The organism is Parendozoicomonas verongulae, assembly GCF_009711465.1.
GTDB classification, from domain to species: domain Bacteria; phylum Pseudomonadota; class Gammaproteobacteria; order Pseudomonadales; family Endozoicomonadaceae; genus Sansalvadorimonas; species Sansalvadorimonas verongulae.
Genome location: NZ_SMME01000834.1, coordinates 1 through 24,844, shown reverse-complemented (window position 1 = coordinate 24,844; position 24,844 = coordinate 1). Strand labels below are relative to the sequence as shown.

25 protein-coding genes are annotated in these 24,844 nt (G+C 51.0%); 15 read left to right on the top strand and 10 right to left on the bottom strand.

Annotation, left to right across the window (positions count from 1 at the left end):
* Positions 1-29: 29 nt before the first annotated feature.
* From trhP to radC, 4 genes are all read right to left on the bottom strand, one after another.
* Positions 30-1,358: a prephenate-dependent tRNA uridine(34) hydroxylase TrhP gene (gene trhP / locus E1189_RS12125; protein ID WP_155160590.1), complete on the bottom strand. Its 1,329-nt coding sequence runs from the start codon at positions 1,356-1,358 to the stop codon at positions 30-32.
* A gap of 129 nt (positions 1,359-1,487) precedes the next feature.
* Positions 1,488-1,655: a 50S ribosomal protein L33 gene (gene rpmG / locus E1189_RS12120; protein WP_155160589.1), complete on the bottom strand. Its 168-nt coding sequence runs from the start codon at positions 1,653-1,655 to the stop codon at positions 1,488-1,490.
* A 29-nt stretch (positions 1,656-1,684) separates the two neighbouring features.
* A complete protein-coding gene (gene rpmB, locus E1189_RS12115; RefSeq protein WP_155160588.1) occupies positions 1,685-1,921 on the bottom strand; it encodes a 50S ribosomal protein L28 in 237 nt (78 codons plus the stop codon).
* 248 nt (positions 1,922-2,169) lie between these two features.
* A complete protein-coding gene (gene radC / locus E1189_RS12110) occupies positions 2,170-2,844 on the bottom strand; it encodes a RadC family protein (protein ID WP_155160587.1) in 675 nt (224 codons plus the stop codon).
* A 118-nt stretch (positions 2,845-2,962) separates the two neighbouring features.
* Between radC and coaBC the strand changes: the two genes are divergently transcribed.
* The 7 genes from coaBC (at position 2,963) to E1189_RS12075 (ending at position 11,837) form a co-directional block, all read left to right on the top strand.
* Positions 2,963-4,177, top strand: a complete 1,215-nt coding sequence (gene coaBC, locus E1189_RS12105) for a bifunctional phosphopantothenoylcysteine decarboxylase/phosphopantothenate--cysteine ligase CoaBC (protein WP_155160586.1) — start codon at positions 2,963-2,965, stop codon at positions 4,175-4,177.
* Positions 4,178-4,179: 2 nt separating this feature from the next.
* On the top strand, positions 4,180-4,632 hold the full coding sequence (gene dut / locus E1189_RS12100; RefSeq protein ID WP_155160585.1) for a dUTP diphosphatase: 453 nt from the start codon (positions 4,180-4,182) through the stop codon (positions 4,630-4,632).
* A gap of 108 nt (positions 4,633-4,740) precedes the next feature.
* The gene (locus E1189_RS25925; RefSeq protein ID WP_329602009.1) at positions 4,741-7,482 is read left to right on the top strand and encodes a phosphomannomutase/phosphoglucomutase; all 2,742 of its coding nucleotides are present in this window, start codon (positions 4,741-4,743) and stop codon (positions 7,480-7,482) included.
* 61 nt (positions 7,483-7,543) lie between these two features.
* Positions 7,544-8,476 carry an acetylglutamate kinase gene (gene argB, locus E1189_RS12090; protein ID WP_155160584.1) on the top strand — a complete coding sequence of 311 codons (933 nt, stop codon included), beginning with the start codon at positions 7,544-7,546 and terminating at the stop codon, positions 8,474-8,476.
* Positions 8,477-8,482: 6 nt separating this feature from the next.
* Positions 8,483-9,109, top strand: a complete 627-nt coding sequence (slmA, locus tag E1189_RS12085) for a nucleoid occlusion factor SlmA (RefSeq protein ID WP_155160583.1) — start codon at positions 8,483-8,485, stop codon at positions 9,107-9,109.
* Positions 9,110-9,274: 165 nt separating this feature from the next.
* Positions 9,275-10,648 (top strand): hypothetical protein, encoded by a 1,374-nt coding sequence (locus E1189_RS12080; RefSeq protein ID WP_155160582.1) that lies wholly within the window; start codon positions 9,275-9,277, stop codon positions 10,646-10,648.
* 277 nt (positions 10,649-10,925) lie between these two features.
* A complete protein-coding gene (locus E1189_RS12075; RefSeq protein WP_196221398.1) occupies positions 10,926-11,837 on the top strand; it encodes an SET domain-containing protein-lysine N-methyltransferase in 912 nt (303 codons plus the stop codon).
* On the opposite strand, the gene E1189_RS12070 is transcribed toward E1189_RS12075, so the two are convergent.
* The gene (locus tag E1189_RS12070) at positions 11,821-12,705 is read right to left on the bottom strand and encodes a hypothetical protein (RefSeq protein WP_155160580.1); all 885 of its coding nucleotides are present in this window, start codon (positions 12,703-12,705) and stop codon (positions 11,821-11,823) included. The two genes, E1189_RS12075 and E1189_RS12070, sit on opposite strands and share 17 nt — an antisense overlap.
* A gap of 88 nt (positions 12,706-12,793) precedes the next feature.
* Positions 12,794-13,441, bottom strand: a complete 648-nt coding sequence (pyrE, locus tag E1189_RS12065; RefSeq protein WP_155160579.1) for an orotate phosphoribosyltransferase — start codon at positions 13,439-13,441, stop codon at positions 12,794-12,796.
* Positions 13,442-13,825: 384 nt separating this feature from the next.
* Here pyrE and E1189_RS12060 point away from each other — a divergent pair, with 384 nt between their 5' ends.
* A complete protein-coding gene (locus tag E1189_RS12060) occupies positions 13,826-14,608 on the top strand; it encodes an exodeoxyribonuclease III (protein WP_155160578.1) in 783 nt (260 codons plus the stop codon).
* A gap of 479 nt (positions 14,609-15,087) precedes the next feature.
* Here E1189_RS12060 and E1189_RS12055 read toward each other — a convergent pair whose 3' ends face one another.
* On the bottom strand, positions 15,088-15,447 hold the full coding sequence (locus E1189_RS12055; RefSeq protein ID WP_155160577.1) for an HMA2 domain-containing protein: 360 nt from the start codon (positions 15,445-15,447) through the stop codon (positions 15,088-15,090).
* A 71-nt stretch (positions 15,448-15,518) separates the two neighbouring features.
* Between E1189_RS12055 and E1189_RS12050 the strand changes: the two genes are divergently transcribed.
* Genes E1189_RS12050 through E1189_RS12030 form a run of 5 tightly spaced genes read left to right on the top strand, consistent with a single transcriptional unit; the run spans position 15,519 to position 19,191 of the window.
* A complete protein-coding gene (locus tag E1189_RS12050; RefSeq protein WP_155160576.1) occupies positions 15,519-15,911 on the top strand; it encodes a cation transporter in 393 nt (130 codons plus the stop codon).
* Positions 15,912-15,929: 18 nt separating this feature from the next.
* Complete coding sequence (locus tag E1189_RS12045; RefSeq protein WP_155160575.1) at positions 15,930-16,595, top strand: YtxH domain-containing protein; 666 nt, start codon at positions 15,930-15,932, stop codon at positions 16,593-16,595.
* Entirely contained in the window at positions 16,588-16,890 is a 303-nt protein-coding gene (locus E1189_RS12040; protein ID WP_155160574.1) for a magnetosome protein MamC family protein, read from the top strand. Before E1189_RS12045 ends, E1189_RS12040 begins: the two co-directional genes overlap by 8 nt.
* Positions 16,883-17,137 (top strand): YtxH domain-containing protein, encoded by a 255-nt coding sequence (locus E1189_RS12035; protein WP_230460358.1) that lies wholly within the window; start codon positions 16,883-16,885, stop codon positions 17,135-17,137. Before E1189_RS12040 ends, E1189_RS12035 begins: the two co-directional genes overlap by 8 nt.
* The gene (locus tag E1189_RS12030; RefSeq protein WP_155160572.1) at positions 17,137-19,191 is read left to right on the top strand and encodes a heavy metal translocating P-type ATPase; all 2,055 of its coding nucleotides are present in this window, start codon (positions 17,137-17,139) and stop codon (positions 19,189-19,191) included. The genes E1189_RS12035 and E1189_RS12030 overlap by 1 nt, the downstream gene beginning before the upstream one ends.
* A gap of 56 nt (positions 19,192-19,247) precedes the next feature.
* On the opposite strand, the gene phnX is transcribed toward E1189_RS12030, so the two are convergent.
* From phnX to rph, 3 genes are all read right to left on the bottom strand, one after another.
* Entirely contained in the window at positions 19,248-20,078 is an 831-nt protein-coding gene (gene phnX, locus E1189_RS12025; protein WP_155160571.1) for a phosphonoacetaldehyde hydrolase, read from the bottom strand.
* Complete coding sequence (gene phnW / locus E1189_RS12020) at positions 20,075-21,223, bottom strand: 2-aminoethylphosphonate--pyruvate transaminase (RefSeq protein ID WP_329602008.1); 1,149 nt, start codon at positions 21,221-21,223, stop codon at positions 20,075-20,077. Before phnW ends, phnX begins: the two co-directional genes overlap by 4 nt.
* Before the next feature lie 186 nt (positions 21,224-21,409).
* Entirely contained in the window at positions 21,410-22,129 is a 720-nt protein-coding gene (rph, locus tag E1189_RS12015; protein WP_155160570.1) for a ribonuclease PH, read from the bottom strand.
* A 155-nt stretch (positions 22,130-22,284) separates the two neighbouring features.
* Between rph and E1189_RS12010 the strand changes: the two genes are divergently transcribed.
* Together E1189_RS12010 and E1189_RS12005 are read left to right on the top strand one after the other, a co-directional pair.
* Complete coding sequence (locus E1189_RS12010; RefSeq protein ID WP_230460357.1) at positions 22,285-23,136, top strand: YicC/YloC family endoribonuclease; 852 nt, start codon at positions 22,285-22,287, stop codon at positions 23,134-23,136.
* Between the two features lie 198 nt (positions 23,137-23,334).
* Positions 23,335-24,612 (top strand): tyrosine-type recombinase/integrase, encoded by a 1,278-nt coding sequence (locus E1189_RS12005; protein ID WP_155160568.1) that lies wholly within the window; start codon positions 23,335-23,337, stop codon positions 24,610-24,612.
* The last annotated feature ends 232 nt before the right edge of the window (positions 24,613-24,844 follow it).

Below are 24,844 nucleotides of genomic sequence, written 5' to 3'. Positions count from 1 at the left end.
TTCGCCTCCTTTATTGTTTCTGGATCAGGTTACAAATTTCTTACTAACAGCGAAAACTCATCCACTTTCAAACCTTTCGGCAAAGGAATACGAACCGTATGCCCTGACCCCGGAGCAGCAGAAACACTGGCACCATTCTTATCTTCCAGATGATCGAGAATAAAGGTGCGATTGCCACCCGGTGTCAGCAACTCAACACTGTCGCCCTTTTCAAAGCGGTTTTTCACATCAATCGTGACAAAGTGATCACCAGCATCAACAACCTCGCCCACAAACTGCTGCTTGGTTCCTACGGAGCTACCTCGCTCGTAGTTCTGGTATTCATCATGAACATGGCGGCGATAAAAGCCTTCGGTGTAACCACGGCTGGCGAGATTCTCCAGTGTGTCCATGTAAGCCATGTCAAATGGCTTGCCAGCAGCGGCGTCATCAATCGCCTGGCGGTAAGTCTGCGCCGTACGGGCCACGTAGTAGTGGGATTTGGTGCGCCCTTCAATTTTCAGTGAGTGAACGCCCATTTTGGTGAGGCGCTCCACATGCTGAATCGCCCGCAGATCCTTCGAGTTCATAATATAAGTGCCGTGCTCATCTTCAAAAGCAGGCATGTACTCGTTGGGGCGGTTACCTTCCTGAAGCAGCATAATCTGGTCAGATGGTTTGCCTTCCCCCAAAGTCGGGTTATCGAGGTTTGCAGCCGGATCGTAGTTCACAGGCACCACATCACCTTCCGCAGTCTCTTTAGCATCGTGAGCCTGATACTGCCAGCGGCAGGCGTTAGTGCAGGTGCCCTGATTCGGATCACGCTTGTTCATGTATCCCGACAGCAGGCAACGGCCGGAATAAGCAATACACAAAGAGCCGTGCACAAACACTTCCAGTTCTGTATCCGGGCACTCTTCACGAATCTCCTGTATTTCATCCAGCGACAGTTCGCGGGAGAGAATAATCCGGCTTACGCCCTGCTGCGCCCAGAATTTCACCGTGGCAAAGTTCACCACGTTTGCCTGTACAGACAGGTGAATCTCCGTTTCAGGCCAGCGTTCCTTCACCATCATCACCAAACCGGGATCGGACATAATCAACGCATCCGGGTTCATAGCAATCACAGGTTCCATATCCCGCAGGTAGGTTTTCACCTTCGAGTTATGGGGAGCGATGTTACTGGCAAGATAAAACTTTTTGCCCAGTGCGTGGGCTTCCCGGATACCGTTAGCTAGGTTTTCCAGTTTGAAATCGTTGTTGCGCACCCGCAGACTGTAGCGGGGCTGACCGGCGTAAACCGCATCCGCGCCATAGGCGTAAGCAAAGCGCATGTTGCGCAGAGTGCCGGCGGGGGAAAGGAGTTCTGGCTTAAACATGAAACTACCCGTAAATCTGGAAGGGCATAAGCAATGCCTCAGGTACTTATGAAAAAACCCGCACCAGGGCGGGTTTTTTCATTTTATCTGACGAGAGTCAGACGAGGCTGCAAGCCCAGAAGCGAGATCTTACTTGATCTTGGCTTCCTTGAAATCAACATGCTTGCGGACCTTAGGGTCGTACTTCTTGAAAACAAGCTTGTCCGGAGTGTTACGCTTGTTTTTGGTAGTGGTGTAGAAGTAACCAGTACCAGCTGTGGAAACCAGCTTAATTTTTTCGCGAATAGCCTTAGCCATTGTCGTTATCCTCTCTCTATAAGTTCCGGTTAAACACGTTCGCCACGAGCGCGCAGCTCGGACAGTACAGTGTCGATACCTTTCTTATCGATGATACGCATACCCTTGGAGGAAACACGCAGACGCACGAAGCGCTTCTCAGATTCTACCCAAAATCTATGGTAGTGCAGGTTAGGCAGAAAACGACGACGAGTTCTGTTTTTCGCGTGGGAAACGTTGTTGCCGACAGCTGGACGCTTGCCGGTAACTTGGCAAACTTTGGACATGTGATTAGCCTCATCTAATACTCGCTGGTCGGCAGAGGTACCGCCAGCTAGTAGTTTAAACCGGACGCCACTCCATAAAAGGGTGACTGCTTAATCTTCTGGGGCATCAAGCGGTGATCCGGACTCTCAAAGACGGAGCTTTATACCAGAATGGCCTCCCACGAGCAAGAAACTATGCTTTTTTCAATATAAAAATAAACGATCGTGCAATCAAAAAATACAGGACAATTCTTAGATACTAAACGGTGTTACATAAGTCCTCGTTCAGCCAGAGAAACAGTTACACCGTCTCCTACCACCATGTGATCCAGTACTCTTACATCCACGAGCGCTAAAGCCTCAATAAGTCGGCGAGTTATACGCACATCAGCATCTGAAGGCTCCGCTATACCGGATGGGTGGTTGTGGGCAAAAACAACCGCTGCAGCATTATGAGCCAGTGCCCGCCGCACCACTTCACGGGGGTACACCGTTGCGCCATCAATGGTGCCGAAAAACATTTCCTCAAAGGCCAGGGGGTGATGTCTGGTATCCAGAAAAAGACACCCAAAGCATTCAGAATATTTATCCCGCATATGGGCCTGTAAGTAAGCGCGCATTTTTTCTGAACTGGTCAGGGCTGGTTCCCGAAAGAGAATTTCCTTCTGATGGCGACGAGCCATTTCCAGCACGGCCTGAAGCTGGGCAAACTTGGCCGTACCCAGCCCCCGGCGTTCACAAAAAGCATCCTGCTCCGCCTGCAGCAAGGCTCGCAGGCTGCCAAAGCCTGATAAAAGCTCCCTGGCCAGTTCTACGGCCGAACACCCGGACACACCCGTTCGCAGGAAGATGGCCAGCAGCTCTGCATCGCTCAGGCTGGTTGCACCTTTTATAAGGAGTTTCTCTCTGGGCCGTTCGTCAGCAGGCCAGTCAGTGATTGCCATTCACACACCTTCGCCAAAATGAAGCCCGCCAGATTAGACCACCGTACCGTTATTCGCCTCCTGTCCCATTGAATGGATATAATGGGTCGGTTCATGCTTACGGATTGAAGTACTCACTATGCACAGGCTCAACAATAAGCGCATCCTGCTTGGAATAACTGGCGGAATAGCAGCCTACAAAACCGCGGAAATGGTTCGTCACCTGCGCAAAGCAGGAGCTGAAGTTCATGTTGTTATGACGCCAGCAGCCTGTGAGTTCATAACGCCGCTGACCCTGCAGGCCCTCTCCGGCAACCCGGTTCACACCAGCATGCTCGACCCGAAAGCCGAAGCGGGCATGGGGCATATTGAGCTGGCCAAGTGGGCAGATGCTGTGTTGATTGCGCCTGCCAGCGCCGACTTTATCGCCCGCATGGCCGCAGGCATGGGCAACGATCTGCTCTCCACCCTGTGCCTTGTGACACAGGCACCGGTGTATCTCGCACCGGCCATGAATCAGGGCATGTGGCTGGATGTCGCCACCCAGAAGAATTGCGAAACCCTCGTTGGCCGTGGCGTAAAAATGTTCGGCCCGGACAACGGTTATCAGGCCTGCGGCGATGTTGGCCCCGGCCGTATGCTGGACCCGGACGTGATTCTGCAAAACCTCGCAGAACAGTTTGAAACCGGCCTGCTGGCAGGCAAAAAAGTTGTGATTACCGCTGGCCCCACACGGGAAGCTATTGACCCGGTTCGTTACATATCCAATCACAGTTCAGGAAAAATGGGCTTTGCGCTGGCCGCTGCAGCCGCTGATGCAGGGGCATCCGTTACTGTCATTGCCGGGCCAGTCAACCTTGAAACCCCTGATCGCGTCACCCGTATTGATGTGGCTGACGCGCGCAGTATGCACGCTGCAGCCATGGAACACACCGCAAATAGTGATATGTTTATAAGCTGTGCTGCTGTGGCGGACTACCGGCCGGAGACCATTGCCGAATCGAAAATCAAAAAAGACCCGGGCGCGCCAGATCAAACCATGACCATTAAACTGGTACGTAACCCAGATATCGTAGCCTCGGTAGCTGCAAAAGAAGATCGCCCGTTCGTTGTTGGCTTTGCCGCAGAAACGAATAATGTTGTGGAGTACGCAACCAGCAAGCTCCAGCGCAAGAAGCTGGATCTTGTGATTGCTAACGATGTCAGCGACAAGTCCATTGGTTTCAACAGTGAAGAGAACGCCGTTACGCTTATAGGCCCGGATTTCGAGGAACCTCTGGCCAAGAGTTCCAAACAACTTCTGGCAAGCCAGCTGATTGAGTTAATTGCCCGTTATTACAAGGAAATGAAATAACCATGCACCTGAAAACACGCATTCTTGACTCCCGCCTGGGCAACGAATTCCCCATGCCTGCTTACGCTACCGACGGCTCTGCAGGCCTCGACCTGCGCGCCATGGTGGATGACGTTATCACTCTGGAACCCGGCCAGACCCAGCTGATTCCAACGGGCCTCGCGATTCATCTGGAAGACGCAGGCTATGCAGCCATGCTGCTGCCCCGTTCCGGCCTTGGCCACAAGCACGGCATCGTACTTGGCAACCTTGTTGGTTTGATTGATTCTGATTATCAGGGTCAGCTGATGGTGTCCTGCTGGAACCGTGGCAGCACCACCTTTACCGTTGAACCCGGAGAACGTATCGCGCAAATGGTGATTGTTCCTGTGATTCAGGCCAAACTGGATATTGTGAATGACTTTGAAGAAACCGACCGTGGCGAAGGTGGGTTTGGTTCTTCCGGTCGTCAATAAAGTTTAAAAATTTTATTGTTTTGCAGGGGGATTCCAGAATTTGGAATCCCCCTGTGGCAACATAATTCACCAATTCTGTACTGACATTAAAAAGAATACGGAGCAGAAATGGCATTACCGGGCTTCTTGGCCAAGGCTAAAAAAGAAGGGAAAAAGAAAATCCCTCTGGCGAAATCATCCAAAACCAAACCATCTCAGGGTAATACCCATGCGCTGATGTCGCTGCTTCCCGCAGCAGGCACATCTGCGGGTCTTATCTGCCTGCTGTTTGCCGGGCTTTTTTACTTCAGCATTTACGCTCCGGGGCAGAACAACTATGAAATTCAGGTTAAAGCCATCACTGAGCAGTCTGCCCGCCAGCTTCAATATGCTCTGGAGCATGCCCAGTTACAGGCCAACCAGCTTGCCGTTCTTCCCGCTCTTGTTCATGTTGTTGGTGATAGCTATGAAGACCAGAGCGATAAAATTGCAGAGCTGGAATATGTCCTGTCACAGGCTATGGGTCATAAAACCCGCGTCGATATATTCACAACCGACCTCGGTGAAGTTGACCCACAGGATACAGGCTTTGCCGTCATCGATCTTGCCCGTAGAAGCAAGAACGGGGAAACGACTGTTCCTGAAGCAGCATTCTCTAACAACCGTTGGGGGTTGCTGGCAGCCAGCCCCATAAAGGAAGGTGACAACATCATCGGCACGATTGTTCTTAACCTGCCAGCCAGCCAGATTCTGGAATCCATTCAACCGATTGTACCTGACAGTGGGCAGCTGCAAATTTTCCAGGCAGGCAAAAATTCCGGCAATGCCGTGTTCACCACCGGCTCCGGTACATCCACATGGGATAAGCACACCGTAACTCTGTCCGACTTGAACTGGAAAGTTGTGTTCACACCTTCCGAGTCTCTGCAGAGCCAGATAGTTATTCCCTGGTGGCCAATCCCTGCCGTACTCCTGCTGGTGTTTGTGATTGCTGCCGTGCTGACATGGCAGGCAATTCGGGCTGTGAATAAAGCCAACCAGACAGATATCCGCCTGCTGACAATTCTTTTGCGAGATATCGCCTCGGGCCGACACCCAAAGTTCACAGGATTTAAACAGAGCCTCTTTCGAGATACCGCTCAAACAGCAACGGATTTGTTTGCCGGCAAGTTTGCCCAGCAGCATATTGAGGATGAAACGACTCCTGATGCCATCGTGACATCAAAACCTGCGGTTCAGACAAAGGTTGTCGAAGGCGCAGCTGAAGAAGCCGGGAAAAAGGGCTCAACAGCTGAAACCAAAAACAATCCATCACCGGATATCGACTTTCCAGAAAACCCAAAAGAGGATGAGTTTGCTTCCCCTCTGTTTCAGAATGTCGATGACTCCTCCTTCGATAATATGGATAGTCTGGAGTCTCTTGACATCATCGACCAAGAACTCAAGGAGTTGGATAAAAAACCCTCCAAAGCCGCTGAAAAAGCACCGAAGCTTCCAGCAGCACTGTCCGCCTCTATCTTCCGCGCTTACGATATTCGCGGCATCGTAGAAGACAATCTTACTCCAGAAGTGGTACAACTGATTGGCCAAGCCATTGGTTCCTACCTGAGAAAAAGTGATCAAAGAAAAATTATTGTTGGACAGGACGGGCGACTCTCCAGCCCGGATATCCACGATCAACTCGTGAAAGGCCTTATGGCCGCCGGAGCCAATGTTATTTCTATTGGTGCCGTGCCAACACCCGTGCTCTATTTTGCAACCCATGAGCTGGATACTAACTCCGGTGTTATGATTACCGGCAGCCACAACCCCGCCACCTACAACGGTTTCAAGATCGTGATTAATGGCGAAGTACTGTCCAGCGAAAGCATTCAAAGCCTTTACCTGTGCATTAAAAATCACGACTTCACATCTGGCCATGGCCACGAGAAAACTGTGGATATTGTATCCCAGTATCAAAAGCGCATTCTGGATGACATTGTGCTGTCCCGCCCCTTAAAACTGGTTGTAGACTGCGGCAACGGCATAGCTGGCAATATTGCTCCGCAACTGTTTGAGCAGCTGGGCTGCGATGTTGTTCCTCTCTACTGCGAAGTGGATGGAAACTTTCCCAACCACCACCCAGACCCCGGCCAGCCTGAAAATCTTCAAGACTTAATCGCGAAGGTAAAGGAGACCGAAGCTGATCTCGGTCTTGCTTTCGATGGTGACGGTGATCGCATTGGGCTGGTCACAAACACTGGTACAATTATTCACCCTGATCGTTTGCTGATGCTGCTGGCGAAAGACGTTGTCTCTCGCAACCCCGGCTCTGATGTGATTTTTGATGTGAAATGCACCCGTCGTCTGAATACTTTGATCAGTGGTTACGGTGGCCGCCCGGTGATGTGGAAGAGTGGACACTCTCTGATCAGGCAGAAGATGAAAGAGTCCGGCGCATTGCTGGCCGGTGAACTGAGCGGGCACATTTTCTTCAAGGAGCGCTGGTACGGTTTCGACGATGGTATATATAGTGCGGCACGCCTGACAGAATTGCTCTCCAGCGAGGCCTGTGCCCCTGAGGAGGTATTCGACGCATTCCCTTCTTCGGCTTCCACTCCCGAAATATCCATGTATGTGGGAGAAGAGAAGAAGTTCGAGCTTGTGAGGCGCTTCGCCAGCAAAGCCCAGTTTGAAGGCGGCAGCAAAAATATGCTGGACGGTATTCGCGTCGATTACCCCTGGGGCTGGGGGCTTGTACGAGCCTCAAACACAACACCAAACCTTATGTTCCGTTTTGAGGCAGATGACGAAAATGGTCTGGAAAAAGTGAAAGAGATTTTCCGCCAGCAGCTCAGCACCGTGGAACCACGACTTACCTTCCCGTTTTGAGCTGAACTTTTGATCTGAACAATAGCAACTGATGATTTACGTAGAACCGGCAACTGACACCATGACCGACAGAAGTGACAATTCCAACGATAAAAATGCCGACATAGCCAGAGTTTTGACCGAAGCGCTACCTTACCTGCAGCGCTTTGCCGGCAAGACCTTCGTGATCAAATATGGCGGTAACGCCATGGAAAGCGAAGAGCTGCAAAACAGCTTTGCGCGAGATATTGTTCTGCTCAAGGCTGTGGGTATTAACCCTGTTGTCGTGCATGGCGGCGGGCCACAGATTGGTCAGTTGCTGGAGAGGTTGAACATCAAAACCCGCTTTGTGGACGGCATGCGGGTAACTGACAGTGAAACCATGGATGTTGTCCAGATGGTTCTTGGTGGGTTGGTGAACAAGGAAATTGTGAACCTGATCAACCGTAACGGCGGTCGAGCTATTGGCATCACCGGTAAAGATGGAGACTTTATCTGGGCCAGAAAGCTGCAGCGTCATGAAGATGTTATCAGAGCAGGCGGTCGTGAGATTATTGATATTGGCCATGTTGGTGAAGTAAAAGCCATCAACACGGATATCATTACCATGCTTGAAAACTCGGATTTTATTCCGGTTATAGCCCCCATCGGTGTCGATAAGGATGGAAAATCCTATAACATCAATGCTGATCTGGTTGCGGGCAAACTGGCTGAGGTGTTACGGGCTGAGAAGCTGGTACTGCTCACCAACACCCGTGGTGTTCTCGATAACGATGGCAATACTCTCACAGGGCTGGACGTTGATGATGTGAACAATCTCATCAGCGGCGGTACAATCCATGGCGGTATGCTGCCCAAAATTCAGTGTGCGCTGGATGCAGTAAACTCTGGTGTGCAGAGTGTCCATATTATTGATGGCCGGGTAACTCACGCAGTCCTGTTGGAATCCTTTACGGAGCAGGGCGTCGGTTCCCTTATTAAATCTTCACCCACTTTGAAAACGTGTAACTCATAGGACCGAATGGAAAAGGCTAAACCCTCCCGTAAGGATCAGATTCTCCAGGCCCTGGCTCATATGCTGGAGCACAACCCCGGGGAACGGATTACTACTGCCCGCCTGGCTCAGGAAGTCGGTGTCTCAGAAGCGGCACTGTATCGCCACTTCCCCAGTAAGGCCAAAATGTTTGAAGGTTTAATCGGGTTTATTGAGGAGTCTCTCTTCACCCGTATTAGCCTGATTATGAATGAAGAGGCCCAAGGCCTTGTCGCCTGCCAGCGGATTCTGACTCTGCTTATTCTGTTCTGCGAAAAGAATCCAGGCCTCACCCGTATCCTGACTGGTGATGCACTGAATGGGGAAACTGACCGTCTGCGCACCCGCATTGTTCAGCTGTTTGAACGTCTGGAAACCCAGCTGCGCCAAATCCTCAGGGATGCTGAAATCCATGAAGGCCTCAGAACCAACCTGACTCACAATGCCACGGCCAACCTTATGCTGGCAGCGGCCGAAGGCCGAATCAGTCAGTTTGTTCGCAGCCGATTCCGTCGCCGCCCCTCCGAAAACTGGGATGACCAGTGGCACACACTGAGCCAGGTTGTGTTTCGGGAGCCGGCTCTTGCAAGGCGGCGCATTTCTGCTGTGAATTAATAAGTACCAAATCTCAACAGACCCTGACGCCGAAGTCTGCAAACTTCGGCGTTTTCATTTCCCTCTCTGTGGATTGTCAGTTTCACTGTCAACCCGGTCATGTATTTCCCATGGTGCAGCTTGTCATACTTCATGACTACTTTTCCTTAGCTGAGGGTGAAAGCAATGGCTGCGCAATATCCACAACCTGCAACTGGTTCACCAGAATCCAAGTACTTTTTGAAGGCTCGCTCTGCCCCAGCTCAACAATCACAAAAGCCTGAGCAGGAGCCAGTGACGTTTGCCAGCCGTATACTGACCCGCAGCCAGAGCCGGGAGAGTATTCATAAAATGCCTTACCCCGCTGATCTGGAAACAGCCAGAGCGCTCAAAAAGCAAACAGAAGAAAAGTACGAAAAAAAGCAGGAAAGCCAGGCAAGAAAAAGTATCACCCGCTCACGCACCTACGGCACTCCCGAATGGAAAACAAACCTGCGTTTATGGGAAAGAACAATCTTCGATATCCGTGCAAACGACACTCGCCAGTTTATCTTTACTGGAGGGGCACCAAAAAACGTTATTTACAACACCAATGAAGACCATGATCATGAAATTGTCCGCAATGATCAAGATGGAGCACAGTTGATACGGTGCTTCAGTGATTCCTACACGCTCTGCGAATTTGCAAGCCAGCCTCAAGGGTTAACTCTTGATAAGCTGAACACCAAAGCTGGCAAGAAATACCAGTCGCTTCGTCAACAACTCACAAAGCATGCTGACTTTGTAAGCAGCCATAAATGGTTTTTGGCCCCAGAAGTTGTGTCTCCATTCTCTGATAAGGTTTCAGCCGAACTTATACTGGAAATGCAAACCAAGCGTGAAGAGGCCTACTGGGCGCTTCTGCTGGCTTACGCTCATCACGAGTATGATCTGAAAGTTAAAGCAACCTTCGACCTGTTTAATCTTGAGGAGAAGCTTTCCGAGAGCACCACTGCATCACCAGTTATTGAAGCTTCCACGGAAGAGATGGAACCAGTAATAGTCACTGTTCTTATGGACTCCAGAAGTATGTCCACAGGCTTCTTCCGGCAAATATCCTCTCAAAGTACGGCTTCTCAATATTCAGAAACAGGTCTGGCTCCCTTCCCTCCAGTTATTAACGTGGATGATGACGCACAGTCTGATGCCGGGGCATCCACAGACTCTTCGGATTCAAGCGATAGTGCCAGTTCATCAGATAGCTTGTCTTCTGATTACAAGCCGCGTCCTGACCCCGTATATGTAGAGCCAATACAGACGACCATCGATGCTATTGAAACGCTATCGCCTTACCCTGCTCAATATAAAGCGTTTAAAAGTTGTGTCAGAAAACTTTGTGCACAACCTGCGTGCCCCCTTGAAGACAGGACACAGGACTTTGAAATAGAAGACAATCCGAACAGGGGTACCGACTATCAGAACTTTTTGGCCTGGCTGGTAAAGCTGGATATGGATACACGGAGACGTATTCTGGAGAACATCAATGGACAGAGCACCGATACAGAGCAGTCTGACACCTGACAGTCAGAGATATTCCCCGTCAGTAAATAGGGAAACCAGAAAACGCAGCAGGACTCATTCCCCTTTTAATAGCCCAGAGGGCAACCCTGTTGTTATGCCTGCTCAGCGCAGGTTATCTCGATTTGCGGAAGATGGAACACCTCTATACGATGATCGTTATGCCTATTCAAAGCGATGTAAAATGCATCGGAATGACAAGCTCCATGAGTACTCCGTCAGTACCATCGACAATGGTGTAAAAGTAGCTGCCAGTACAATCCCCGGAGCCAATCAGGGCTTGTTTGCAACAAGATTTTTCCCAAATAACGCCATGATAACTTATTTCCATGGGCGGCTCATTGTGACAACAGATGAGCTGAGGGAGCATTCTCGGCAAGGTAAAACAAACACCTCCCACTTTATATCCTTGAACAACCACTTCTCAATAGAAGGTATATCGCAACCAGTCTCTGGTCAGGGGGGAGGTAGTTTTTCCAATGACTCCCGCGGCTGCGCTATCCTGCCAAATGCAACCGTGGTGAGACAGGTTGACTACCCCGGCTATGAAGGTGCCTTCCTGAAAGCTGCTCGAAATATAGAAGCTGGTGAGGAAGTTCTCTTCAGTTACGACTCAACCCACTGGAGTCAAACCCTTGTCTATCTTGAGCAACTCAATACCCCCGAAGCCCAGGAACAGGCAGATGCCATTATGGCTATGCCCAAACGACTGACGAGGATGGAGCTGGAGAAACACTACCGTGAGAGTGGTAAAAACTTTAATCAACTGACCAAAACACTCACATCTCTAGGCTATTCATTCCCAAAATACAGGTGCGAGCTAAACCCCGCAATTTACACCAGAGAGTCAGACCCTCACATACAAAACCGGCTTGCAGTTGAAATTATGTGCTTTAAAGAAGGGATTACAGATACGCTAACAATTAGCGAAGAGCTTAGGAGCGCAATGAAAAATCCACCTGCCAGAGTCGAAGTGGCAGTAACAAGCTATGGAAATACGCTGCTTACCTCTACAGGAGAAGTTTCAAGAGAAGTTGCCCCTGGGCTTTTTGTTACAAGCCACAAGCCTAAGCCTGTCAGCCCCGAAGAACTGTTTCCCTCAGGGACACTACCACAAGGCCTCTCGCTGACTTTTGATAGTTCGAGTTCTGCATCTGAAAGTCTGGAAGAGCCTTCTAGAGACTCTTCTTGAACTTGAGAACACCATCTTCCCAATAAACATGCAGGGCCTCATCCTGCTTGTCTATGATGGAGTATCGCTCTTCCCGGGCAAAAGCGTTACGGCTGGTTTTCCCCATACGGGTGACCTCTTTACGGAAGAAAATCACCACAATATCTTTGCCACGGCTGAGGGACCACCTCCCACTCCACTTCTCCAGCCCCCGATTGGTTTTACGGGTCAGGATAAAAACCCCATCATCTTTGGCTTCCCAACTGATAACACCGGTATTCGTTTTTACTGGTTGCCAAAGGCCTACAAGATCCCTGGGGGAAATGGCGAGATATTTATTGCGGGTGAGAGCCTGTTCCCCCGCCAGCAGATGGCGGACTCTGTCTTTACGCAGCGCGTAATCCTTGCGGGCTTCGTCTTTCTCCCGTTCAAACTCAGTAATCTGCACTGCAAAACTGTCCAGCTCCGCGGCGATATTAGCCATATCCTGAAGGAGATTTTCTGAGACTTTCTGGCCAGAACGCTCCATCTCAGCAGCTTGTGTCTGTTTGTACTGGTGCTGAACCCGAAGGCGCTGGCTGTTACCCTTGATCACCGCAATCCGGTTATCAATTTCCTCGAGCACTCGCTCCAGAGAACGGTCCACATCTTCCACGCTGCTGAATTGTTTGCGTAGATCTGCATCTTCCTGCGCCTGCTTTTGGGCACTGGCCTGACGCTGCTCTTCGAGCTTTTTCTTAAAAGAGAGGGCCTGACGGGCTTCATAGCTGAGTTCAGGGTTTACAACCTCAAGAACCCGGCCCTTCTGGTTAATGATTTCATAACCACGTTTAGCGGCTATGTCACGGGGCACACTGGTTGCTATAACCGTTTCACCGCGATCGTTCACATATCGGTAAAATTGTTGTGATGCGTTTGCGGCTCCCGTGAACCCCGAAACCAGCCCTGCAACAAGCAGGAGCGAAGAAATTATTTTTTTAGTTCTCAATGCCATAACGTTGACGGTAATTTTCAATCGCTTGAGAGTATTGATTGAGACTATCATCTTCCCTTATGAATTCCATTACCTGAGTCAAATTCACGATACTTATCACTGGAATTCCATAGTCCCGCTCCACTTCCTGAATAGCTGACAGCTCTCCCTTGCCTTTCTCCTGACGATCCAGACAGATCATTACACAGGCAGGTTTGGCACCGTTTTCGTGAATCAACGTCATTGATTCACGAATAGCTGTTCCTGCAGTCATTACATCATCAACGATAGCAATGTTTCCGAACAATGGCGCACCTACAAGGTTCCCGCCTTCACCATGATCCTTGGCTTCCTTACGGTTAAAGCACCAGGGTGCGTCGATATCATGTTGATCGGCCAAAGCCACAGCTGTGGCAGAAGCCAGAGGGATACCCTTGTAAGCTGGGCCAAACAGAACATCAAACTCCACACCGGAATCAATCAAGGCACAGGCATAGAATTTACCCAGCGCAGCCAGGGCTTTGCCACTGCAAAACAGCCCGGCATTAAAGAAATAAGGTGAAACACGACCTGATTTAAGGGTGAACTCCCCAAATTTCAAAACATTGTGTGCAAGAGCGAAACGAATAAAGTCACGTTGAAAGTCTTTCATAGGGGAGTCCGAGCGATTGATTTTTTAGTCGTTAGAAAACCTCGGTGTCATACCGAAGCGGAAACATTTTAACAACTTCTCGGAAACCTGTGGAGAAAAGCACTTCATTTCACCGTGAAAAACACATTACTGCGAGTAAAGGTACTTAATGGCGAAATATAGTCATCCCTTTTACCCAGCGTTATCATACCCACCAATAAAGACATGCATATTGGAAAGTTATTTGCCGATGTGGCAAATAGCAGTGCCGTATTCCGCCTTCCACTTACTCTGCATCGCTCGGTTCCCTCTATTCATCCTTTTAGAGAGTCTTCAAGCGTTATTTTCAGCGGAGCCGAGCTGGTAATGCTGTACCGGTTACATTGATTGTACAGGACCCCAAACATGAGAGTGATCAGCTTCAATTGTGAAGGTATAACAAACGCGGCTGAGAGGGGCTTTTTTTCCTGGGCTAGAGAGCAGGATGCAGATGTTATCTGCCTTCAGGACATCCGAGCCCGTGAAAGCGACATTATTGGTGCCCCTTTCAATCCAGAAGGCTATTTCAGCTACTTCTTTGAAAGCTACACACTTCAGTCCGGACAAGGTGGTGTTGCCCTCTACACCCGCATTCCTCCCAAAGCCATCATTACCGGCCTGAGCCTTCCTGAAGCCGACATTCACGGGCTTTACCTGCAGGCTGATTTTGACAAAATCAGCATCGGCACACTGCTGGTGCCAGAAGCAGATAGTACCCCGGAAGCCATGAACTGGAAGTATAAGTTTATGGAAGATTACCTTCAGTACCTCACCAAGCAGCGTCGCAAACGTCGTGAATTCATAACCTGCGGTACATGGCAGGTGGCTCACAGCAAGATTGACATTGCTAACTGGCGTGAATATCAGGACTCCCCGGGCTTCCAGCCAGCCGAACGTGCCTGGATGAGCGAAATCCTCAATGGTATGGATTACGTAGACACCTACCGGGAAGTGGATCGTGAAAGCGGCAAGTACACTTTCTGGGCCAGTGATGATCACTACAAAGCCAACGAAGGCCGCCGCTATGATTACCAGATTGCCACCCCAAGTATGAAACACCGCGTACTGAACTCCGGCATCTACACCGGTGAACCTTTCTCCCGCCACGCCCCTGTGATTGTGGATTACGATTGGGAACTGTCCTTTTAAAGACACCCTGACCCCTTCTCGGCCCGAGAAAGGGTCAGTCTCTTCCCTTTCCCTGCAAGCCCTTGCGAAACAAACCATTTCCCAACATAATCAAGCCTCGCTCCTAATTGCGTATAATTCTCATTCGCCCCTATGTCATCATCTCTGAAAAAACGCAAAAAGGCGTCCCTTCCTCTCACTTCACTCCATCAACACATCCGAAACGACTTAATAGACATTGGCAGACAAACCAGCGAAAGCATGGTGCGCGAGTTAATGACACCACTGAATCCGGTGTTATCCTGGCTTGAAGGCGATCAGGGGGGGAATAATCGTACGCAGCCGTGTCAGCCAGACGACAGAGGCCAAACAAAAAACGAGAGAGATAAAATCGGTGCAGCCTGACGTTCAGGCTATTGCCCGAGTGCCATTTAAAAATCCACCATGCAAATCATGCCCGGCAAAATCCGGCGGTTTATGTCGCTGTGCTCAAAAGCGGCTTAAGAAATAGAAAACGCACGCAGCAGGGAAGGATTCACCATCTGCTTCAGAGCCATCACTGTGACACCTTTGAGCAATGTTTTTGAACCACTGCGCACCGCATTCTCAACAAACGCACTGCGCTGCTGACTGCGCAGCCAGCCATGGCTTTCCACCATATCCATCACAGACTCGCCATCTAATTCGTGATGGTCGTATCTAATAGTGACCGAGCCTGCAAAACGACGGTGGCGGACTTCTCTGATAGCCGGAATTCCGGACATTTTTTCAATCAGTTTCTCAACATCGGCAGGGTGCTCCAGAATAAATTCAGAGCGAATACGAAGGCGGCCGTCTGTTTGATGTATATAGGTTGTCATGTGATCAAACCCAAATGAGAAAGATTTGCATTTATATTACTCATCATTAACAGACGTGCAAAGCCCCATCGTTGACTCACATCAATGGTGATGACAGTTCAACACGTAATAATTACCTTCTCTTTACCTATCTGCCTTCCCGCATGTCCCAGATCAGAAGTTACTTCCTCAAGCTTCGTGAGCTTGTTGAGCCGGCGCACCATATTCCCGGACGTTTGCGTCTGAAGTTTCACTCACCTCTGGTCGCACAAATGGCCAAGATGAGAATGGGCAGCTTTACGGAACAGGTGGCCAATATTCCTGCTTTCAAGAATTGCGAAGTACACGCCGCCAGACGGAGTGCTATTTTGGAGTACGACCCACAGCTGGTTGACCCAAAACTTCTGGATATCGTTTTCAGCCAAGACCAGGCCAAAGCTTTCACAGCGTGCGAGCAGCTGGTTAACGCCCTCTCAAATCAGTAATTACCCGGAGTTCTCCCCATGAGCGACAAGCCACAAGTGCCACCGCACGATCCACAGTATGGCTATGGCTACCCTCCTCCCTGGGCATTCCAGCAACCTGTTCATCCTGCTTACGCAGGCTACCACCAGCATCACGGTGTTACCCACACCCAGATGCCGCCTGCTGGTTATCCTTATCCGCCACATATGCACCACGGCCAGCCTCACTACCACCAACCAGCGCCACAGCAGCCTGCTCCTCAGCAAGCCGAGCCAAAGCCTCAGGAACAGGATGCCTTTGTCGCACAATCCCAGCACATGCTGGAAAACATGCTGGGGGAACAAAGTGGCCTGTTCAAAGACCTGGTCGCCAAGCTGGGTATGGACGACCGTGAATTCTGGAAAGGTGCCATGATCGGCGCTGCGGCAGCACTGATTTTCAGCAACGAAAACGTGCGCAGCCAACTGATGAGCCTGCTGGGCAACGCTGGCGACATGCTGAAAACCAGTGGTGGAAAAATCAAGCAGGGCGCAACTAACACCGCCAGCAGCGTAACCGAAAGCGTAGCTATGGGCAGCGATGTGTTCCGCGACACTTTCGCCGCAGGGAAAGCCGGTTTCCGTGAATCAGTAGAACGTCAACGTACTCCAACGGAAGCAGCGGCAGAAACCACCGCTGAACAACCTGTAGAGAGCAATGAGTAACTCACAGGACAGCCTCAGCTCCGCCAGCCGCACCATGCTTGCCAGTGCACTGCTGGGTGGCACAGCCTCGGCTATCAGCCAGTGGAATGATTACCAGCAGGGCGAGATTGCCATTGAGCAAATGACTGCCAAGGTGCTCAAGGACGCTGCACGCACCGGGCTGGCAGGCGGTTTAGCGACAGCTGTCGCCGAACACATGGCAGGCAGACCTATTCTGTCGTTTACATCCCTGTTGGCCGCTGGTGCAGCCACTCTGTACCTGATTGATGAACTCAAGGAAAACAGCCATGGCTAAGTATGACCAATATGGCAACCCAATCCCTTACCGGGAGCAGAACAGCCGCACGCACCTGATTACAGGCCTGATTGCCGGTGCTGCTGTGGGCTATCTGGTGTCTAATAAAAAAGTTCAGAACACCATCTCTAACACTGGCGGTAAGGCATGGTCTGCCCTGCGCGGTGAAATGGAAGAGTTGAAAGAGCGTCTGGAAGATACTCAGGCAGAGCTTGAGTACTACCGCAACCTGAACAAGGACAAGTAATGGTCGCTATCAGGCACCACATCCCTGGCCGGGTGCGCTTTCGCCTGAGCGGCATTAGCCTGGACGGTTTCAGTGAGTGGATTCACGCTGGCCTGCTGGGCATTCAGGGTGTAAAAAGCGTACGGGTGAATGAAGCTGCAAACTCCATTGCTGTGGAATACGACCAGACTCTTCTATCCAAAGAGCAGCTGGAAGAGCGCCTGCACCAGCTCGACTGGAGCCAGGCCACCGAGAGCGAAACCGAGCACCAGTACACCCGCGGTGATATCGCCCTGAACCTGCTGGGCCTGCTTGCTGCCAGCTTTGTACCTGCCCGCTATGCAGCGCTGACCACCGTTCCTCTGGTGGGTAACACCCTGCTGGAAGGTGCGGAGCAGCTCAGTGAAGCCAAGGTCGGCACAGAGGTTCTGGATGCCGTGGCCATCGGCCTGTCGGTGGCCCGCAAAGATTATCGTACGGCCATGCTCACCCAAGCTCTGCTGAGTGCCGGTGAGTATATGGAGCAGCAAACCAGCCGCAACAGTGATACGCTGCTGGCTGACCTGATGCAACCAAGTACTACACAGGTCTGGGTACGCCGGAATGATCAAGAATTCCAGACCAGTTCCGATGAGCTGGTTGTTGGCGACCATGTTCTGCTGTCGCCGGGCGACGCCATTCCTGCGGACGGCTCTATTATCAGCGGCAAAGTGCTGGTGAATCAGGCGTCTCTGACCGGCGAACCCGTTCCCGTACGCCGTGAAGATGGCGCTGCGACTTATGCGGGCACTGTCGTTCAGGATGGCAACGCGGAAATGCTGGTTGAAAAGGTGGGCTCCGAAACCACCACGGCCCGCATTGCCGGTGTGATTGCCCAGTCTCTCTCTGAAAAGAGTCAGACTCAGGTTGCCACCACCCAGATGGCCGAACGACGGGTGAATATCACGCTGGCCATTGGCTCTCTGGTGTTTGCCCTGACCCGGGATATAGAACGGCTGGCGTCTGTCTTCCTTGTGGATTACTCCTGTGCCCTGAAGCTGTCGACACCTGTTGCCTTCAAATCAATCATGTACAGTGCTGCCAAACAGGGTCTGCTGCTCAAAGGTGGCCGAGCTATTGAGAATCTGGCGGCTGTGGACACCTGTGTGTTTGATAAAACCGGTACGCTGACTTACGGCGATCTGGAAGTAACTGACGTGATCTGCCTGCGAGAGCAGCGCAACGCCCAGGAGCTTCTGGCGATAGCCGCATCGGTGGAAGAGCACTGCAATCACCCACTGGCACAGGCCGTTGTAGATGCAGCCCATCACCAGAAGTTGCCCCATATCGACCACGGTGAAGTGGATTATGTGATTGCCCATGGCTTAAAAAGCTCGATCAAGGATATGGAACTGCTGATTGGCAGCCGCCATTTCCTTGAGTGCCATGAGGGTGTGGACTTCTCCCAACTGGAAGACACCATCACCCAGCTGGAGAAAGACGGCAAACACATGCTGTTTATGGCCAACCAGCACCAGCCTATCGGTGTCATTGGTTTGCGGGATACCCTGCGGGAAGAGGTGAAAGAGACTCTGCAATCACTGCGGGATTCCGGCATCAAGAACCTTGTGCTGCTCACCGGTGACACGGTAGCCAAAGCCCGTCAGCTCACCGAAGAGCTGGAACTGGACCTGTTCTTTGCCCAGGCTACGCCGGAAAGCAAAGCCACGGTTGTGGAAGAGCTGCAAAAGCAGGGGCATTCCGTAATGTTTGTGGGTGATGGGGTGAACGATGCACCGGCGCTGAGTCAGGCTGATGTGGGTCTCGCCATGGCCAACGGCACCGACCTCGCGCAAATGGCTGCAGATGTTGTTCTGATGAACGACAACCTGCTGGGGGTTGCACAATCACGTAAGCTGGCGAACGAAGCCATGAAGCTGGTGAAGAGCAATATCCGTCTGGCGGAATGGGTAAACAGTGGCATTATGCTGGGCGCGGCTCTGGGTTATCTCAACCCGGCCACCAGCGCACTGCTCCATAACGGTACGACACTGGCCGTGTTGTCCCGGGCTGTAGCCGCAAGGCAAGCACGCTGAAACAGCTGTCTGTGATAAGAGATGGGAGCCTAAAAACTCCCGTTTCTTATGCCCTCTTAAGGTGCTTCACCATTCGCCAAACGGCGCTCGATATCATCCAGACAGTTTTGCAGATCTGCAATGGAATCCACAACATAGTGGGCACCCGCCTGATAAAGACGTTCGCTGGCTTTTATCCGTAGTACATCTTGCTCCTCTGTAGATAAAGCCTGCCACTCGTCCAGCTCCAGCCCCACTTCGTTGCCACTGACCGCAAGGCCGACTGTCCACATACCGGCGTTCAAACCCTCCTCAATACCCACGCAACTGTCGTCCACCTTTACACAGGCCTGTACGCAACCCACTTTCAGGTCAAGCATATTTTTCAGGCACATTTCCGGCAGTGGTCGCCCCTGACTAACATCATCCACACATACAACACTGGCTGGCGTGTAACCCTGTTCTTTTACTTCGGCGAGAACGGCATTGGTCATCACCCGGTTGTAGCCAGTGTTACTGCCCAGTTTCAGGCCACGCTGTTCCATGGAAGCAATCATTTCCGCCGCGCCGGGAATCAGCTTTGAACACTGGCCAATTACCTCCACCTGCAGGGGAATAAACCGCTCATAGAGGCTGTCCAGCGTGTCTTCATCGGGCACTTTACCATGAACCTCTTCCCACGCTGTTGAGACTCTGGGCATCAAAAGAATCTGATGGATGTGGCCGCGCTTGTGAGTGCCCATAGGAATGCGGGCTTCCGCTGGAGATACAGGCACACCCGCCTCTTCAAACAAACGACACAGAGCTTTTACGGGAGCCATGGAGCCAAAATCCAGCACTGTGCCGGCCATATCCATAATCACCGCCTGCAGCGGGCCGGTATAGCGTCTTTGGTAGCGATAACTCATGGGCTGAGTCCCTTGTTATTAGTATTTGTTGCTTTCATAGGTTTTTCGGGATGAGGCTCCAGCCAGTACATACAGCTTTGCACCTCCCGCACAAGCTGGTGAAAGTTTTCCGGAAACACATGACCAATAGTGCCAATACGAAAGCAAGGTGCCCTGGAAACCTTGCCGGGATAGATGACAAACCCACGGCTCTTTAAGGCATCGTAAAACCGCTTGAATTCAAACCCGGGGTGATCCGGCGTATAAAACGAAGTAATGATTGGAGACTGCTCTTCCGCCGGCAGCAAACACTCAAAGCCTAAAGACTCCATACCACTCACAAGTACACGATGGTTTTCACAGTAACGCTGGTAACGGGCAGCAACACCACCCTCTTCAGCTAACTCCTTCAAGGCCTGTTCAAACGCCAGAACCGTGTGAGCAGGTGAGGTGAAACGCCACTTGCCACCGTGATTTTCCATGCACTGCCATTGGGTATAGAGATCAAACGTCAATGACCGTGCGCAGCCTTTGCTGTCTTCCAAAGCCTGCTGACGGGCAATCACAAAGCCGAAGCCCGGCACCCCCTGAATGCACTTGTTGGCAGAGCTGATAAGGTAGTCGATACCCAATTCCGCCGCATCCATCGGAATACCTCCGAAACTGCTCATGGCATCTACAATCAGGCAGCAGCTGTTGTTTTTCACAACAGCCGCAATATCAGCAAGCGGATTCAAACGTCCGGTTGTGGTTTCGCAATGCACCACCACTACGTGGCTGATGTAAGGGTCGCTGCGCAGGGCTTCGTCTATCTGCCGAGGCTTCATCTCCCCCACTTCACCAAAATCCAGAACCCGATGATTGATGCCCAGATACTCGGCTATTTCAGCGATACGAAGGCCATATGCACCATTGGCCACAACCAGTAGTTTTCCATCTTCAGGAACCACACTGCCCACGGTAGCCTCCACACAACCGGTTCCGCAGCCCTGTATAAGCACAGATGTAAAACCCGGTTCACCAGTTGCCAGTGTTACCAACTGCCGGCGAATGCTTTGCACGCGATCGTTGTAGTCGGAATCCCAGGTACTGAGATCTTCATTCATTGCCCCACGCACACCGGGGGAGGTTGTTAGCGGGCCTGGCGTTAATAGAAAATATTCCACAAGCGCTCCAGCTTATAACAGATGGATGAATCTGCATTTCACAACATCCCTCAGGTTTGTTGCGAAACGGGCTGACGTTGGAGGATGGGAAAGTGTAGCCAAGCTTGATGTTCTTAGCCTGAGGATAAAAAAATGCGCAGAAAGCATAACCTTTTACGCATTTTTTTAGACAAGAAAGTCAGGGAGTTAAGGAGCTTCCAAAGCCTTACGCTGCAGGTCCACCAAGGTGTTCACACCCTTGCGAGCCAGTTCAAGCATGGCGTCCATCTCTTCCTTATCGAACGGCGCACCTTCGGCAGTGCCCTGAACTTCGATAAAGCCGCCCTTTTCGGTCATCACCACGTTCATGTCTGTTTCCGCGTTAGAATCTTCCGCGTAATCCAGATCCAGAACCGGATTGCCGTTGTAGATACCCACAGATACAGAAGCAATCATCTGAGCCAGCGGATCAGTGCGGATAATCTTGTTGCGCTGCATGTGACGCAGGCAATCTACCAGAGCCACCATCGCACCGGTGATAGACGCAGTACGGGTGCCACCATCGGCCTGAATCACGTCGCAATCGATAGTGATGCTGTTATCACCCAGTTTTTTCAGGTCTACGGCAGCGCGGAGGGAACGACCGATCAGACGCTGGATTTCCAGAGTACGACCGCCCTGCTTACCACGGGAGGCTTCACGGTTGTTACGCTCACCGGTTGCGCGGGGCAGCATGCCGTATTCCGCAGTCACCCAGCCCTGACCTGTTCCTTTCAGCCAGCGAGGCACGCTTCGCTCCAGACTTGCTGTGCAGATCACTTTGGTATCACCAAATTCCACCAGCACGGAACCTTCCGCATGCTTGGTGTAGTGACGGGTAATTTTCACTTCCCGCAGATCATCTGCAGCACGACCACTCGGGCGCATATTTCCACCTCTCAATTCAAACTGATGCGGATTATAACGCCAACATCCGCTTTCCCATAAAGGAATGATGCGAAGGTTACAGATGTGGAGCCATGAAACCGATATACTGATGCCATTTTTCTCCACCTTTTGTAGGTTAAATAATGACCGCCAGTATGACTGCGTTTGCAAGGGTCGAATCCAATCAGGATTGGGGCACCCTTGTATGGGAAATCAGGACTGTCAATCATCGCTATCTGGAGCCTCATTTCCGCCTGCCAGAAACCATGCGGGAAATTGAGCCTCGCCTGCGGGAGCAGCTGCGCAAGAGCCTGAGCCGCGGCAAGGTGGAGTGCAACCTGAAAGTGATGTTGGCCGAAGGCAGCGAACAGATTTCCCTGAATCACGCACTCATTCAGCAGCTGGATCAGGCGCTTAACAGCATTTGCGATGTTGTGGAGAAGGCCAGGAAAACCGACCCACTGGATATCCTGCGCTGGCCAGGTGTGATGGAACAATCCGAAGCAGATATCAACCAGATTCAAAAGCACGCCCTGAAAGCCTTCACCGAAGCACTGGAAAAAGTGCGTGAAGCCCGCGACCGTGAAGGTGCAGAGCTGAAGCAGTTTATTCTCCAACGCCTTGAGGGTATCAATCAGGAAACTGTGGTTGTTCGCAAGTTTATGCCGGAACTGATTCAGGCTCAGCGGGATAAAATCACCCAACGCCTTGCGGATGCTGCCGTGGAGGTGGATCAAAACCGTCTGGAACAGGAACTGGTATTCCTCGCCCAGAAAGCCGACGTGGAAGAAGAGCTGGATCGTCTGGAAACCCACGTGAACGAAGTGACCCGTATTCTGAACGGCAAAGGTGCTATTGGCCGCCGTCTGGACTTTTTGATGCAGGAGCTGAACCGTGAGGCGAATACTCTGGGTTCAAAAGCTGTGGGTGTTGAAGTTACTCAGAGTGCTGTGAATCTTAAGGTGCTTATTGAGCAGATGCGGGAGCAGGTGCAGAACATAGAATAAGATTTCTCGCCATTTCCATCCATTCCCATTCCCCCAAAAGCCCCGTAAATAGGGGCTTTATTGTTTCTTGGTGTTTCCATAACTTTCCATATACCTCAGAATAGTGGTGACAGAATTGGTGACAGATCAAAAATCAAGATTCATTTCCTGAGGAAAAACTGAAATCTGTCACCACTTTATAGGAACCAGGGGTATGGAATGGCCAATCGAATAAATGACAAGCAGGTGAAATCTCTCCTTCGCAAAGGAGTTCCGGGGCGGTTTGCCGCTGGAAACGGTTTATATTTCCGAGTCAGTAAAGAAAAGACAGGCTTTTGGATTCTTCGCTACACAGTCAACAATAAGCGCCGGGAAATCAGCCTTGGAAAATATGGCACCAAGCCTGGTGAACTATCTCTGGTTGAAGCAGCAGCTCTGACGGCCAAGCTAAAGGCGGATGTAAAAAAAGGTATAGACCCGCAAGCTGAAAAAAAGCGCCCCAGCAGTGTGAAAATAAAAACAGTGAACGAACTTGCAGCTGACTGGCTTGAGAATGACATAGAGAAAAGACTTAAATTCCCCGACATCCCCCGTCGTATATACCGAAGAGAGCTTGCCCCTTGCTTTGGAGAACTCGCACTTAAGCGCGTAACCCCAATGGATATACGTGCAGCAATTGAGAAAATCACCCTAAGCGACAGGCCCAGTATTGCTAATGATGCACTCGGCTATTGCAAGCAACTATTCCGCCACGGCATCAGACTCAATCTCATATCATCAAACCCTGCGGAAGCCTTTACTGTTCATAACGCCGGTGGGATCGAGAAGAGCCGCCATAGAGCGCTATCCATTAAAGAGCTGAAAGTCGTTTTCCCAATACTCAGGGATCATTCGGACCAGTTCACCAGAGACAACTACCTAGCCTTTTCACTGCTGCTTATTCTTGGAGTTAGAAAAGGCGAGTTGATTGCAGCCAAGTGGGCAGAGATAGACTTTGATAAAGCTCTATGGCACCTCCCCCAGGAGCGCAGCAAAACCGGTGTAGCAATTACCGTTCCTCTATCTGATTTTGCCGTTAGCCTTCTTGAGGAGCTTAAAATTCGCGCCTGTGATTCAAAATATGTTTTCCCCTCCAGACGTGCCAGTAAGCGCAGGGGGTATATTTCTGATGACACGATGAATCATGCTCTAGCCAAACTGTTTGGCCAAAAGGTTCGCCCAGGCGATCCACCAGCAAACATTTTAGGTGATGCTGGTATCAATCATTTCACGATCCACGACTTACGTCGTACATGCCGTACTCTTCTTGCTGATGCGGGTGTACCCGGCCATGTTGCGGAGCGCTGCCTAAACCATAAGCTGAAGGGTGTTGAGGGGATATATGACAGGTATGACTACCTTGATGAGCGCCGAGATGCACTCCAGAAAATTACAGACCAGCTGGCTCCGATTATTGTTCCTACAGCAAACGTCATTAGCTTCAGAAAGAGAGCATAAAGCCCTTCTTTAACAGGTAATCAATACTGAAAGGGGAGCCTTTTGCCAAGGCTCCCCTCATTACCGGCCAAGTATGCTTCCTAAGTTAAAACACCGACCTTCCTTTTCAAGCTCTCAAGCTCCTTGCGCAGTTTTTCCGGCCCAAACCTTTCCCTCAGTTTGATGACATCCTGATCATGTTTCGATATTGGGTGTGGGTCGATACGCCCCTTGTTGGATTCTGGAAGAAAGT

Excerpts from the sequence above, each read along its gene's own strand:
- trhP (WP_155160590.1), bottom strand. The coding sequence starts at position 1,358 with ATGTTTAAGCCAGAACTCCTTTCCCCCGCCGGCACTCTGCGCAACATG.
- rpmG (WP_155160589.1), bottom strand. The coding sequence starts at position 1,655 with ATGGCTAAGGCTATTCGCGAAAAAATTAAGCTGGTTTCCACAGCTGGT.
- rpmB (WP_155160588.1), bottom strand. The coding sequence starts at position 1,921 with ATGTCCAAAGTTTGCCAAGTTACCGGCAAGCGTCCAGCTGTCGGCAAC.
- radC (WP_155160587.1), bottom strand. The coding sequence starts at position 2,844 with ATGGCAATCACTGACTGGCCTGCTGACGAACGGCCCAGAGAGAAACTC.
- coaBC (WP_155160586.1), top strand. The coding sequence starts at position 2,963 with ATGCACAGGCTCAACAATAAGCGCATCCTGCTTGGAATAACTGGCGGA.
- dut (WP_155160585.1), top strand. The coding sequence starts at position 4,180 with ATGCACCTGAAAACACGCATTCTTGACTCCCGCCTGGGCAACGAATTC.
- E1189_RS25925 (WP_329602009.1), top strand. The coding sequence starts at position 4,741 with ATGGCATTACCGGGCTTCTTGGCCAAGGCTAAAAAAGAAGGGAAAAAG.
- argB (WP_155160584.1), top strand. The coding sequence starts at position 7,544 with ATGACCGACAGAAGTGACAATTCCAACGATAAAAATGCCGACATAGCC.
- slmA (WP_155160583.1), top strand. The coding sequence starts at position 8,483 with ATGGAAAAGGCTAAACCCTCCCGTAAGGATCAGATTCTCCAGGCCCTG.
- E1189_RS12080 (WP_155160582.1), top strand. The coding sequence starts at position 9,275 with ATGGCTGCGCAATATCCACAACCTGCAACTGGTTCACCAGAATCCAAG.
- pyrE (WP_155160579.1), bottom strand. The coding sequence starts at position 13,441 with ATGAAAGACTTTCAACGTGACTTTATTCGTTTCGCTCTTGCACACAAT.
- E1189_RS12060 (WP_155160578.1), top strand. The coding sequence starts at position 13,826 with ATGAGAGTGATCAGCTTCAATTGTGAAGGTATAACAAACGCGGCTGAG.
- E1189_RS12055 (WP_155160577.1), bottom strand. The coding sequence starts at position 15,447 with ATGACAACCTATATACATCAAACAGACGGCCGCCTTCGTATTCGCTCT.
- E1189_RS12045 (WP_155160575.1), top strand. The coding sequence starts at position 15,930 with ATGAGCGACAAGCCACAAGTGCCACCGCACGATCCACAGTATGGCTAT.
- E1189_RS12040 (WP_155160574.1), top strand. The coding sequence starts at position 16,588 with ATGAGTAACTCACAGGACAGCCTCAGCTCCGCCAGCCGCACCATGCTT.
- E1189_RS12035 (WP_230460358.1), top strand. The coding sequence starts at position 16,883 with ATGGCTAAGTATGACCAATATGGCAACCCAATCCCTTACCGGGAGCAG.
- E1189_RS12030 (WP_155160572.1), top strand. The coding sequence starts at position 17,137 with ATGGTCGCTATCAGGCACCACATCCCTGGCCGGGTGCGCTTTCGCCTG.
- phnX (WP_155160571.1), bottom strand. The coding sequence starts at position 20,078 with ATGAGTTATCGCTACCAAAGACGCTATACCGGCCCGCTGCAGGCGGTG.
- rph (WP_155160570.1), bottom strand. The coding sequence starts at position 22,129 with ATGCGCCCGAGTGGTCGTGCTGCAGATGATCTGCGGGAAGTGAAAATT.
- E1189_RS12010 (WP_230460357.1), top strand. The coding sequence starts at position 22,285 with ATGACTGCGTTTGCAAGGGTCGAATCCAATCAGGATTGGGGCACCCTT.
- E1189_RS12005 (WP_155160568.1), top strand. The coding sequence starts at position 23,335 with ATGGCCAATCGAATAAATGACAAGCAGGTGAAATCTCTCCTTCGCAAA.